Below are 12,236 nucleotides of genomic sequence, written 5' to 3'. Positions count from 1 at the left end.
CCGTCATGGCGCGCTTACGGGCACCCAGCTCGTCGCGACCGTGACCGCGTCCAGCACGTCGGGGATCGGGCTGATGCCGAGCCCCGGCCCCGCCGGCACCTCGAGGTGCCCGTCCACCAGGCGGAACGGCGGCGTGATGTCGGTGCGGTAGTAGCGATCCGAGGCCGAGGTGTCGCCGGGCAGCAGGAACCCGGGCAGCGCGGCCAGCGCGACGTTGGCGGCGCGGCCCAGCCCGGTCTCCAGCATGCCGCCGCACCACACGGGCACGTCGTTGGCCGCGCACACGTCGTGGATCCGCCGGGCCTCCAGGTAGCCGCCCACGCGGCCCGGCTTGATGTTCACGATCCGGCACGCCCCGAGCGCGATCGCGTCGGCGGCGGCCCGCGCCGAGACGATCGACTCGTCCAGGCAGATCGGCGTCGTGATCCGCTTGGCCAGCTCCGCGTGCCCGATGAGGTCGTCCTCGTCCAGCGGCTGCTCCATCAGCAGCAGGCCGAACGGGTCGAGCCCGGCCAGGTGCCCGGCGTCGCCGCGCCGGTAGGCGGTGTTGGCGTCGACCTGCAGCAGGATGTCACCGAACCGCTCGCGCACGGCACGGACCGGCTCGACGTCCCAGCCGGGTTCGATCTTGAGCTTGATCCGCACGTAGCCCGCCTCCAGATAGCCGGCGACCGTGTCCAGCAGCTCGGGGATCGACTCGGTGATCCCCACGGACACCCCGCACGGCACCGCCGTGCGCACGGCGCCGAGCGCCTGGCCGAAGGAGACGCCGCGGGCGCGCAGCTCCGCGTCCAGGATCGCCGTCTCCAGCGCGGCCTTGGCCATCCGGTGGCCCTTGAACGCGGCCAGCGCCGGGGCGACCCGGTGCGCGTCCAGCTCCGCCACCCCGGCCAGCGCCGGGACCAGGTGACGGGTCAGCACGTCGGCGGCGGCGTGCGTGTACTCCGGCGAGTACAGCGGCGCCGTGCCCGCGCCGCATTCGCCCCACCCCTCGGCCTCGTCGGTGACGGCGCGCAGCACCAGCGCCTCGCGTACGGTCTCCGTGCCGAACGACGTCCTGAACGGTGACACGAGCGGCACCTGAATGGTGCGGATCTCGACTCCGGTGAGTTTCACGGCTTCTCCTGCCTGTCGACGATGTACCAGCCGGCGCGGTCGAACCCGCGTACCCGCGCGCCCTCGGCGAGCAGCCCGCCCAGGACCTCGCGCAGCGCCTTGCGCCACTCGGCGGCGCGGGCCGGATCCTTCTCGCGCATGGTCTCGATGTCGGCGGGGACGCCGACGAGCACGGTGGGGGCGTCGGCGCGGCCGCTCAGCGGCCCGCCGGAGGGGGCGACGCCCAGCGCGACGCCCATGTGCGCGGCCGTCACCCCGACCGGCCGGGGCCGGCCGGCGCAGGCCGCCTCGACCTCGGGCGACTCCAGCCGCCACCGGACCAGGACGCGGTCGGTGTCGTCGCTGCGGTTGATGTCGTCGTCCATCGGGCCGTAGAAGTTCGGCAGGTACTCGGCCGGATCGGCGGCCAGCTTGGTGATGTTGAAGTAGGCGTTGCGCCGGATCAGCGGGTCGTAGGTCCAGGCGACCTCGCCGACCCCGCGCGGCATCGCCCAGGCGCGCTGGTGCAGCTTCAGCGCGAAACCGACGTTGCGTCCCTGCGTGCGGGCCAGGACTCCGGCGATGTGACTGTGCAGGGTGGCGCGGGCGGGCGGGGAGAAGAAGCCGAAGCAGGCGCCGACCATCTCGCCCCCGTCGAAGGCGCCGCTCACGTAGCTGCCCGCCTTCCACATCGCGCGCAGCAGGTCGGCCGTCACCGGAGGGTTGTTCTCGCCGGTGCGCCAGATGCGCTCGTACAGGCGGCGGACGGCCTCAAGCTCGCCGACGCTGTCCAGGGGGCGGATGTCGACGCCCGCGCCGCGCGCGGCCGCCTCGGCCGCCGCGCGGGCGGCCTCGGCGGCCGGGGACTCGCGACGGTCGCTGATGAGATCGGTCACGACGGCCATGGTCGCAACCGATCGGGTCCCGTAGATGGTCGGCGAGGACATCAGGTCGGGGCCCGGTTCGTCCGGGCGGACAACCGGCCGACGTCATCGCCCGGAGGCTAGGACCAGACGCGCCTCGCGTAGTCCTCGAACGAGGCCGCCTCGCGGCCGAGTACCTGCCGGACCCCGTCGGCGGGCTCGGCCACGTGTCCTTCGCGCATGTAGGCGAACATGGCCAGGACCCCGTCGGCGTCCTCCTCGCCCCAGCCCTCGGCCACCAGTTGCGCCCGGTACGCCTCCGGCGTCACCTCCTCGTACCGGATGGAGCGTCCCGAGGCCCGCGCGATGATCGCGACCGCCTCCTCGAAGGTCAGCCCGCGCGGCCCCGACAGCTCATAGGTACGCCCGGAGTGCCCGTCGCCGGTCAGCACCTCGGCGGCCACCTCGGCGATGTCCTCGACGTCGACGAACGGCTCCGGTGTCCGCCCGAGAGGCAGCGTGAGCAGCCCGGCCATCACGCCGTCGCGCCACACGAACTCGTCGAAGTTCTGGTTGAAGTTGTTGGCCCGGAGCACCGTCCACTCCGCGCCGGAGTCGCGCGCCGCCTCCTCGGCGTCCAGCATGCTCCGGGAGAAGGCCGCATCGAGCTTGTCGGCGCCACGGCCCGACAGCACCACGTACTTCCTGACGTCCGCCGCCCGCTGCACGAACTCGTGGACCGGGCCGGGGCCGTCGGGGGCCACCAGGTAGACGGCGTGGGCCCCGCGCAGCGTCTCGTCCCACGTGCCGGGGTCGGACCAGTCGAACCGGACCTGGCTGGAGCGGGACGCCGGCCGTACGTTCTCGCCCGCCGCCCGCAACCGTCGCACCAGCCGGCGGCCGGTCTTGCCGCTCGCGCCCAGAATCAGAATCTCACTCATGGGTCCAGCCAACCGGTGACGGCGTGGTCCGGACATGGGTGAGCGTACGGGGGAGTTGTCCGATCGTCCGGATATCGTGGCACGGTGGACCCGCTGGATGATCTGCTCAGAGGTGTGCGCGGCCAGGGAGCCGTGTTCGACGCGTCGGTGCTGTCGCCGCCCTGCACGGCGCGGATCGGCACGGGCGCGCCGCTGACGCTGTGCTGCCCGCTGCGCGGCGAGGGCTGGCTGGTCAGGGGCGAGCAGGCCCATCGGGTACGCGCCGGTGAAGCGGCCGTCGTGACCGGCCCCGAGCCGTTCGTGTTCGCCGACAGCCCGGAGCGCGGCCCGGCCGCCGGCACCGGGCCGGGCGAGCGGACCGTGCTCCTGACCGGCTCCTACGAGATCGGCGGCGAGGTCGCACGCCGCCTGGTCCGGGTGCTGCCGCCGATGCTGGTGGTCTCCGACGAGCACGGCTGCTCCACCATGGCCGAGTACCTGGAGTTCCAGCTCCTGAGCGGGCGCCCCGGCCATCAGCTCGTGCTGGACCGGCTGCTCGACTGGCTGCTGGTGTGCACGCTGCGCGAGTGGTTCGCCCGGCCGGAGGCGGTCGTGCCCGGCTGGTACGCGGCGCTGGGCGACGACGTGGTCGGACCCGCGCTGCGCGCCATCCACGGCTCGCCCGCCGAGCCCTGGACCCTCGCCTCCCTGGCGGAGGCGGCGTCGGTCTCCCGTACCACGCTGGCGAAACGGTTCACGGAGCTGGTGGGGGAGCCGCCGCTGGCGTACCTGACGGGCTGGCGGATGGCGCTGGCCGCCGACATGCTCACCGAACCCGCCGCGACCGTCGCCTCGGTGGCCCGCAAGGTCGGCTACGCCGACGCGTTCGGCTTCAGCGCGGCGTTCAAGCGGGTCCTCGGCAAGAGCCCCACCGCCTACCGCACCGCCGCCGCCGGCTGACGGGCGCGCGATTCGCGTAGATTGGGGCGGTGATCGACGGGGTGCGGAGCCGGCCTTGGCTCGGCGACCTCGCCCTCGCGGCGGTGGTCCTGGCGGCCGAGCTGCCCGGGGCGGGCTCCGTCAAGAGCCTGCTGATCACGCTGGCCTGCGCCGGGCTCGTCGCGCTGGGCAGGCGGCACCCGGTTCCCGTGGTCGCGCTCGTGGGCGTGCTCTACCTGCTGGGGACCATGCCGCCCGGCTACGACACCCCGAACAGCGCCATGATCATCGCTCTGTTCCTGGCGGGCCGCCACGCGCCCGCCCCCGCCGCGGCGACCGTGGCGCTGGGCGCGGCGGCCGTCTCCGGGGTGCTCACCGCGGACTTCGTGCTGAGCCATCCGCTGACCGGCGTGACGATGACGCTGTTCCCGATGCTCCCGGCCACGGCCGGGCACGTCGCCGCCCTGCGCGCGGAGATGGCCCGCCGCGGCAGGGAGCAGGCGGCCGAGCGCGCCGTCCGCGAGGAACGCCGCCGCATCGCCCGCGAACTGCACGACGTCATCGCCCACCACGTCAGCGTGGTGAGCTTGTACATGGGCGCGGCCAGGCGGCTGATCCCCACCGACGGCGATCGCGCCCGGCAGGCCCTGCTCACCGGCGAGGACGCCGCCAGGCAGGCGATGACGGAGATGCGCCACCTGCTGGAGGTGCTGCGCACCGACGGCGAGAAGGCCGAGGGCCTCGCGAGCGTCGGCGCCGCCGGCCTGCCCGCGCTGGTCGGGGAGTCGGGCAACGCCGCCCTGGAGGTCACCGGCGAGGTGGTCACGCTGCCCGCGCCCGTGGACCACGCGGTCTACCGCATCGTCCAGGAGGCGCTGACCAACACCCGCAAGCACGCCGCCGGCGCCGCCTCCCGCGTACGGCTGGCGTACCTGCCCGGCCGGGTCGAGGTCGAGGTGAGCGACGACGGGCGTGGCGCGTCCGGCGGCCCCGGCCTGGGGCTCGGCCTGGCGGGCATGGCCGAGCGCGTCTCGCTGGTCGGGGGCGAGCTCAAGGCGGGTCCCGCACCGGCAGGAGGCTTCCTCGTGCGCGCCCGCATCCCCCTGCCGGAGCGGACATGATCAAAGTGCTGGTCGTCGACGACCAGGTCCTGGTCCGGGCGGGACTGCGGCTGCTGCTGGAGACCGGAACCGGCCTGCTGGTGGTGGGCGAGGCGGGCGACGGCCTGGAGGCCGTGCGGCGCGGCCACGAACTGCGTCCTGACGTGGTCCTCATGGACCTGCACATGCCCGGCATGGACGGCATCGCGGCCACCGAGCGCATCGTCGCCGAACTCCCCGGGACGAAGGTGCTCGCGCTGAGCACCTTCGACCTGGAGGAGCACGTCGTGACGGCGCTGCGCGCGGGCGCGTCCGGCTTCCTGCCCAAGGACGCCTCGCCGGAGGAGCTGATCGAGGGCATCAGGATCGTGCACAGAGGCGAGGCGGCGGTCGCGCCCCGGCTGCTCATCGGGCTGATCGGCACCTTCGTCCGCCCCGCCCGCCGCCGCGCGCCCGAGGTGCCGTCCGAGCTGTCCGCGCTGACCGAACGCGAGCGGCGGGTACTCGAACTCATCGCGCACGGCCTGTCCAACGGGCAGATCGCGCAGGAGACGAACCTGTCGCTGTCGACGGTGAAGAACCGGGTGAGCGAGCTGTTCGCCAAGCTCGGCGTCCGCGACCGCGCGCAGGCGGTGATCGCCGCCTACGAGGCCGGTCTGGTGAGGCCGGGGGAGGACCGCTGAACTCCCGCGGCGACCCGCTCGGGCGTCGGCTCCGTCAGGACGTCCACCAGTCGTCCGTCGCTGAGGAACAGCACCCGGTCGGCGTGCGCGGCGGCGGCCGGGTCGTGGGTGACCAGGACGACCGTCTGGCCCAGCGCGTCGACGACCTGCCGGAGCATGGCCAGGATCTCCTGCCCCGAGGCGGTGTCGAGATTGCCCGTCGGCTCGTCGGCGAAGACGACCTCGGGCCCGGCGGCCAGCGCGCGGCAGATGGCCACCCGCTGCTGCTGGCCGCCGGACAGCTCGTGCGGGCGCCGCCGTACGTGCTCGGCGATGCCGGTCCTGCCCACCAGCTCCCGCACCCAGTCCGGGTCGGGCCGCCGCCCCGCCAGGCGCAGCGGCAGCTCGATGTTCTCCAGCGCGCTCAGCGCCGGGAGCAGGTTGAACGACTGGAAGACGAAGCCGACCCGCTCGCGCCGCATGGAGGCGAGCTCGCGCTCCCGCAGCCCGGTAAGGTCGGCGCCGCCCACGCGCACGCTGCCCGACGTGGGGTGGACGAGCCCCGCCGCGCACTGCAGCAGCGTCGTCTTGCCCGACCCCGACTGCCCCATGACCGCGGTGAACGACCCCCGGGCGAAGCCGTAGGTGACGTCGTGGAGCGCGGTGACGGCCGAGGCCCCCGAGCCGTAGATCTTCCCGAGTCCGTTGAGAAGGACCGCGGGCTCACGCGTGATGGTCATCTCTGCCTACCTCTCGTTCTTCATGACCGCACGGACGACCAGGACCGAACCCGCCGACGCTCCCAGTAGGGCGCCGCCCGCCAGCGGGGCCAGCCACGCGAAGGGGATGAAGGACACCGGCGAGGCGGGCCCGCCTGAGCTCACCGCGTGCACGGCCGCCAGGGCGGCGACGGCGGCCAGCGACAACACCACCACGGGCAGCACGGTGAGCACGCTCTCCCACGCGGCCATCCCCATCACCTGACGACGGCGCATCCCCAGCCGCCGCATGGCCCCGAACTCCCGCCTGCGGTCCACGACCGCCAGGCACAGGCTGTTGACCGCCGCCACCAGGCAGAAGACCCCGATGAGCATCGAGACATAGGGCATGACGCGGTTGCGCTCGGCACTTTCGCGCGCCTTGCTCTCCACGTACTCCCGCCGGTCGTGGGAGACGACCGCCGCGGAGGAGACCTCCCGTCCGAGCGGCCCCCGCACATAGATCGCCGCGTACGGCTGCGCCTGCAGCGGGCCGGCCGAGGGCAGCAGCACCTGCCCGAGCTCGGTGGTGCCGGCGTAGACGGCCGCCACGGTGACGCTCGCATGGTCGAGAGTCCCCGGCAGCCGGATCCGGATCCGCGACCCGACGCCGGCGCCGTGCTTCGCGGCCAGTCCCTCGCTCATCGCGACCTGCCCGGCCTTCAGGCCGCCGAGCGGGCCGCCCCGCACCGGAAGGCTCAGCACCCGGGTGAGATCGCCGGTGACCAGAGAGGCGGTCATCGCGACCGGCGCCCGCCCCTCAGGAAGGACGGTGATGGGCAGCATCCGGACGCCCACCGCCCTATCGCCCAGGCCGCGGCGCAGGTCCTCGCCCACGGCGTTGCCGATCGGCGAGGGCGTGAGCACGTGGTCCGCGACGACCTCGGCCGTGGCCCGGTGGGCCGCGCGCCAGTCGTAGAAGAGCTGCGTGCCGATGATCACGCCGGCGAGAGTGATGCCCAGCGTGAGCGAGCCGACGGCCCCCGCGAAGCGGCGGTGGTTGAAGACCACGCCGGCCGTGGCCAGGAAGACGCCCGCGCGGCCGGCCCGCGCCGCCACCGGCCGCAGCAGCCGGCCGGTGAGCAGGATGAACCACGGGGCCACCAGCCCCACGCCGGTGACCAGCGCCACCACGATCGCGAACTGCGCGATCATCGGCCCCAGCGGCTCCGGCAGCGCGACCAGGTTCCCGAGCAGGACGACCGTGAGCGCCACGGCCAGCGCGAACATCGCCAGCCCCGTGACCAGCCGGCCACGGCCCAGCCGGGCGCCTTCGGCCGGGGCCTCGGCCAGCGCGTCGCCGGGGCGGATGCGCATGGCCCGCCGTACCGCCAGCATGCTCGCCACCAGCGCGACGGCCACGCCGAACAGGACCGTCCAGAGCGCGGGCAGCGGCGTGTGGCGCACCTCGAACGCGGCGTTCAGCACGCGGAACCCGCGCAGGCGGCCGGCCACCACCGGCGCGAGCAGCGCGCCCAGCGGCACCGCCACCGCGCCCGCGGCCAGGGCGAGCAGGACCGCCTCCGCGACCAGCATCACCCGCAGCTGACCGGGACGCGCGCCGACGGCCCGCAGCACCGCCAGTTCCCTGCCCCTGCGCCGCAGCGACAGCCCCATGACCGCCGACACCATGCCGACCGCGACCAGCCCGGTCATGTACACCAGGAACCACAGGGTGTTGAACCCCCCGCCGGAACTCGTGACGACGTTGCCCTCGGCCAGGCCGCGAGCGTCGCCGGTGGAGACCCGCATCGGATGCGCGGTCAGCCGGTTGTACGGCTCCAGCACCCGGCCGACCGCCCGCCCCAGCCGCTCCGGATCGACGCCGACGGCCGGGAAGACGCCGACGGCGTCGACGCCGTCACGCCGCCCGGCCAGCTCCGCCGCGTGATCGTCGGTGAAGAACAACGCCGACTGGTGGCGCCAGGCCCCCGCGGCCACCGCCACTCCGACCACCTCGTACGGCCGGAAGACCCCGGACACCGCCACCTCGACCCGCTCGCCCACGGCGGCCCCCGCCGCCCCGGCCAGCCGCGCGTCCATCACCACCTCGCCCGGCGCGCCCGGCGGCCGGCCGCGCTCGATCCGGAACGGCGTCAGCGCGGCGCTGCCCCACCCGTGCCCGGCCGGGCTCGGGTACTGGTCGCCCGGGACGCTCACCGTCGTCCCGCGCACGGCCAGCGGTGCGATGAACGTGAGGTCCGGCACGGTCCGCGCCACCTCGGGCAGCGCGCCGAGCGCGCGCACCAGGCCGGGCGGCAACGCCCCCGCGATGCCGCCGGCGCCGACCACGAGCGGGACCCCGGCGTAACGCTCGACCACGGGCCGTTGCCGCTCGGCCGAGTCGACCACGAACCACATCGCGCCGACCACGGTGGCGGCCAGGATGAGCGTGATCAGCGCGCCCAGCACGCTGCCCGGATGCCGGCGTACCGTCCGCCATGCCAGCCACAGCAAGAGAGCCTCCCTGAAAGGTGGTGCCTGTCCTTTCCAGGCTCCCGGCGGCAGGGGCGCGGATCCTCCGCATCCAGGCGGATCTTCGGCAGGTACCGGGGTACTTCGGCGAGGAGTACCCGGGTACCCCGTTGCGTGAGCCGCGCGGCGGAGTGTCGAATGAGATCACATCTGGGCGACCCCCTGGGAGAGGCAATGAGGCCGTTGGCCGCCGTGCTGGTAGTGGTCCTCGTCGCCGCGGGCTGTGCGTCACCGAGACGGGACAAGATCACGGTCGCGTGCGGGGCGAGCGAGCGGTGGTGCGCGATGATGGTCAAGCGGTTCGCCGACGCCACCGGCGTGGAGGCCGACTACGTGCGGCTGTCCAGCGGGGAGGCGCTGGAACGGATCAAGGGGGCCAGGGAGCGCCAGGAGTTCGACGTCTGGCACGGCGGCCCGGCTGACGCCTACGTGGCGGCCAAGGGGCAGGGGCTGCTGGAGCCGTACCGGTCGGAGGTGTCCGGGGAGATCCGGCCGGGCTGGGCCGACCGCGACGGCGCTTGGAGCGGGATCTACGCCGGGGTGCTGTCGTTCTGCAACAACACCAAGAAGCTGGCCGAGCGCGGCATGAAGCCGATCCGCTCCTGGGGCGAACTGCTGGACAAGAGGCTGCGCGGCGGCGGCGTCGCCATCGCCCATCCGGCCACCTCGGGCACCGCCTACACCGCGCTGTGGACCCAGGCGGAGCTGAACGGCCGCGACACCGGCGCGGCGCTCGGCTACATGCGCGGCCTCCACCAGAACGTGCTGCGGTACAACACCTCCGGCAGCGAGGCCGCCGTGCAGGCGGCCAAGGGGGAGGCGGCGGTCGGCGTCGTGTTCTCCCACGACTGCGTCGCCGCCCAGGAGCAGGGCTATCCGGACCTGGAGGTGACCTTCCCGCAGGAGGGAACCGGCTACGAGCTGGGCGGGCTGGCCGTCCTGGCCGGGGCGCACAATCCGGGCAGCGCGCGCACCTACGTCGACTGGGCGCTGAGCGGGGCCTCCCAGCGGCTCGGGCCGCTGGTGAAGTTCTACGCCCTGCCCACCAACACGCGGGTGCCGCCGCACTCCAAGGCGGCCGACCCGGCGACGGTCAAGCTGGTCCCCTACGACGTGGAGGCCGCCGGGCGGGCCAAGCAGGAGCTCGTCACCAGGTTCGGCGCGGAGGTCGCCGGGCCGCCCGCCTAGGAGCAGCCCTCGAACTGCGGCACCGAGACCACCGACAGGTCGATGCCCGACTTGCCGAACCACTTGTCCAGCAGCATGTGCGCCGTCCCGTCCTGGTACATGCGGGTGATGGCCCGGTTCAGCTCCTCGCAGCCGTCGACGTCGCCCTTGCGCACGCCGATCGAGGTGCGCTGCTCGTTGAACGTCGCGCCGACCAGGTGCAGGTCGACGCCCGGTTTGGTGAGCAGCCCCGCGAGGATCTGGCTGTTGGTGGAGATGGCGTCGATCCGGCCGTCCTTGATCATGTCGAGGCACACGTTGTAGTCGGGCGCCTCGACCGGCTCCGCCTCGACGCGGCGCTCGTCCACGATCCGCTGGGCGATGTTCGTGCCTTTCACCAAGCAGATCTTGCGGCCTTCGAGGTCGCGGACGTCGCGGATGACGCCCTTGTCGGCGGGCCGTACCGCGATGTCCTGGAAGTCGACGTGGTACGGCCCGGCGAAGTCGATCAGCTTCTTGCGCTCGGGCGTGACCGACATGTGGGCGAAGACCACGTCGGCCCGCCCGTCGGTGAGCACGTTGGTCTGGTCGCCGGCCTTGATCTCCAGCCATCGGATGCGCTTGCCCAGCCGGGAGATGAGGTCCTGGGCGACGTCGATGTTGAAGCCTTGATAGGCGCCGTCCGCCCCTTTGAAGCTGATCAGCGGCACGTCGGAGCGGATGGCGACGATCAGCTCGTCCTTGTCCACGAAGGTTTCCGGCCGGGCGGTGCCGCAGGCGGTGAGCATCAGGACGAGGCAGATCAGCAGTCTTCTCACCGGTACTCCCTCAGCCGGGGCCGGATGCCGGCCAGGATGAACAGGGCACCCGCGGCCAGCCCCGCCGGGATCCACCGCCACAGCGTCTCCAGAGCGCCGTCGCCGCTGTCGATGGCCCGCTCGAAGTCCGACTCGTGCCGCCGGACGAGTTCCTCCAGCACCTGGTCGTAGCCCTCGTAGGCCTGGGTGAGCTCGCCGTCCCAGAACTTGATCGCCGCCTCGCCCGACATGGTCCGCATCCGCGCGTCGGCCTGCTGGAAGCGCTGGTAGACGGCGAAGAGCCGGTCGCGGTCGCGCCCGGCCAGGCCGCCGAGCACCCCCTGGAAGCCGCGGTGCAGCTTGCTCTGGTAGTCGGGCAGGCTGGTCGACTCGACGGCGACGATCGTGCGCGCCTTGTCCAGGAAGGTGTGCTCGTAGGTGTCCTTGCGGAAGCGGTCGAGCAGGTAGCGGCTCTGGTCGCCGTGCATGCTCTTGCTGATCGCCCGCGTCCTGGTCAGGGTCAGCACCGAGTCGAACCCACGGGCCTTGGCCTCCTCCAGCGCCCGGCCCTGCTGGTTGAGCAGGGCCAGGCCGCTCACCAGGCCGGCCGCGGTGAGCACGGTGGCCACCACCAGGGCCGGGGCGAAGACCCGCCGGAACCTGCGGGTCAGGTACGCCTGCAACGCCAGCAGGCAGCCCAGCGCGAGCAGCCCGGTGACGATGACCGCGGTGCGGGCCAGCGAGGTGGCCGAGCGTTCGGCGTCGTGCGCGCGCCGCACGATCGTCCCGGTCTCCAGCGTCAGGTTGTAGGCCTGGGGGAGCAGTTCGCGGTGCATGAGGTCGGTGGCCCGCTGGTAGGCGGCGACCACGTCGTCGGGCGGCGCGCCCGCGGTGTGCCCGGACTGGGTGTCCAGCAGGCGGGCGTGGGCGGCCAGCCGTTCGTAGCGGCCCAGGCCCTCGATCAGCGACTCGACCGTGCGCTGCTCGGCGGGGTTGTCCAGGGCGAGCCGGTAGGCCTTGAGCAGGCTCTCGGAGATCTCCAGCCGCCGCTGGTCGTAGCCGGTCAGGTCGGCCTGCTGCTGCGGGCCGTACTCTCTGCCGAGCAGCAGGGTCTCGGCCACCAGCGCGTCCATCTCCGACATCTGCCGGTACAGGCCCGTGGTGGCGAGCACCTGGGGGCCGGCGTCGTGCCCGATGGTGCGCAGGCCCGTGCCGGTGCTCGCCGCCCCGGCCACGAACGCGCCCAGCAGCAGCGTCAGCGCCAGCAGGGCCAGCCCGGACAGCAGCCGCACCCGCCCGGAGACCGATCTTTCGCGCCGGGCCGGGGGCCTCGCCGTCACCGTCACCGTCATGGGCCGCTCCGGCGTGTGCGCACCGCGCCTCCCGACATCGACTTGTGCTCGAAGATCGAGCATGACCGCGAGCGCGACGGCTCCGCAAGGGCTGGGTACAACCTCGGG

11 protein-coding genes are annotated in these 12,236 nt (G+C 73.5%); 4 read left to right on the top strand and 7 right to left on the bottom strand.

Annotated features, from left to right (window positions below; genetic code table 11):
- Window positions 1–3: 3 nt before the first annotated feature.
- The 3 genes from menC to ACIBI5_RS26720 all read right to left on the bottom strand — a co-directional run bounded on the left by menC (window position 4) and on the right by ACIBI5_RS26720 (window position 2,899).
- Window positions 4–1,116, bottom strand: coding sequence for an o-succinylbenzoate synthase (gene menC / locus ACIBI5_RS26730; protein ID WP_397251248.1), 1,113 nt, complete (start codon window positions 1,114–1,116; stop codon window positions 4–6).
- Window positions 1,113–1,991, bottom strand: coding sequence for a GNAT family N-acetyltransferase (locus ACIBI5_RS26725; protein WP_397251246.1), 879 nt, complete (start codon window positions 1,989–1,991; stop codon window positions 1,113–1,115). Before ACIBI5_RS26725 ends, menC begins: the two co-directional genes overlap by 4 nt.
- A gap of 107 nt (window positions 1,992–2,098) precedes the next feature.
- Window positions 2,099–2,899 carry an NAD(P)H-binding protein gene (locus ACIBI5_RS26720; protein WP_397251244.1) on the bottom strand — a complete coding sequence of 267 codons (801 nt, stop codon included), beginning with the start codon at window positions 2,897–2,899 and terminating at the stop codon, window positions 2,099–2,101.
- A gap of 84 nt (window positions 2,900–2,983) precedes the next feature.
- Here ACIBI5_RS26720 and ACIBI5_RS26715 point away from each other — a divergent pair, with 84 nt between their 5' ends.
- The 3 genes from ACIBI5_RS26715 to ACIBI5_RS26705 are packed head-to-tail and all read left to right on the top strand — an operon-like array spanning window position 2,984 to window position 5,600.
- Entirely contained in the window at window positions 2,984–3,838 is an 855-nt protein-coding gene (locus ACIBI5_RS26715) for an AraC family transcriptional regulator (RefSeq protein ID WP_397251242.1), read from the top strand.
- A gap of 29 nt (window positions 3,839–3,867) precedes the next feature.
- On the top strand, window positions 3,868–4,938 hold the full coding sequence (locus ACIBI5_RS26710; protein ID WP_397251240.1) for a sensor histidine kinase: 1,071 nt from the start codon (window positions 3,868–3,870) through the stop codon (window positions 4,936–4,938).
- Window positions 4,935–5,600: a response regulator gene (locus ACIBI5_RS26705; RefSeq protein WP_397251238.1), complete on the top strand. Its 666-nt coding sequence runs from the start codon at window positions 4,935–4,937 to the stop codon at window positions 5,598–5,600. Before ACIBI5_RS26710 ends, ACIBI5_RS26705 begins: the two co-directional genes overlap by 4 nt.
- Here ACIBI5_RS26705 and ACIBI5_RS26700 read toward each other — a convergent pair.
- Both ACIBI5_RS26700 and ACIBI5_RS26695 read right to left on the bottom strand, forming a co-directional pair.
- Entirely contained in the window at window positions 5,561–6,319 is a 759-nt protein-coding gene (locus tag ACIBI5_RS26700; RefSeq protein WP_397251236.1) for an ABC transporter ATP-binding protein, read from the bottom strand. The two genes, ACIBI5_RS26705 and ACIBI5_RS26700, sit on opposite strands and share 40 nt — an antisense overlap.
- 6 nt (window positions 6,320–6,325) lie before the next feature.
- Window positions 6,326–8,794 carry an FtsX-like permease family protein gene (locus ACIBI5_RS26695; RefSeq protein WP_397251234.1) on the bottom strand — a complete coding sequence of 823 codons (2,469 nt, stop codon included), beginning with the start codon at window positions 8,792–8,794 and terminating at the stop codon, window positions 6,326–6,328.
- A 192-nt stretch (window positions 8,795–8,986) separates the two neighbouring features.
- Here ACIBI5_RS26695 and ACIBI5_RS26690 point away from each other — a divergent pair, with 192 nt between their 5' ends.
- On the top strand, window positions 8,987–10,000 hold the full coding sequence (locus ACIBI5_RS26690) for an ABC transporter substrate-binding protein (protein ID WP_397251232.1): 1,014 nt from the start codon (window positions 8,987–8,989) through the stop codon (window positions 9,998–10,000).
- Here ACIBI5_RS26690 and ACIBI5_RS26685 read toward each other — a convergent pair.
- Complete coding sequence (locus tag ACIBI5_RS26685; RefSeq protein ID WP_397251230.1) at window positions 9,997–10,797, bottom strand: substrate-binding periplasmic protein; 801 nt, start codon at window positions 10,795–10,797, stop codon at window positions 9,997–9,999. The two genes, ACIBI5_RS26690 and ACIBI5_RS26685, sit on opposite strands and share 4 nt — an antisense overlap.
- Window positions 10,794–12,128 carry a hypothetical protein gene (locus ACIBI5_RS26680; RefSeq protein WP_397251228.1) on the bottom strand — a complete coding sequence of 445 codons (1,335 nt, stop codon included), beginning with the start codon at window positions 12,126–12,128 and terminating at the stop codon, window positions 10,794–10,796. The genes ACIBI5_RS26685 and ACIBI5_RS26680 overlap by 4 nt, the downstream gene beginning before the upstream one ends.
- Window positions 12,129–12,236 lie beyond the last annotated feature (108 nt).

The organism is Nonomuraea sp. NPDC050540 (genome assembly GCF_044457485.1).
In the GTDB taxonomy this organism is placed as follows: Bacteria; Actinomycetota; Actinomycetes; order Streptosporangiales; family Streptosporangiaceae; genus Nonomuraea.
This window is presented reverse-complemented; position numbering and strand designations above follow the sequence as displayed.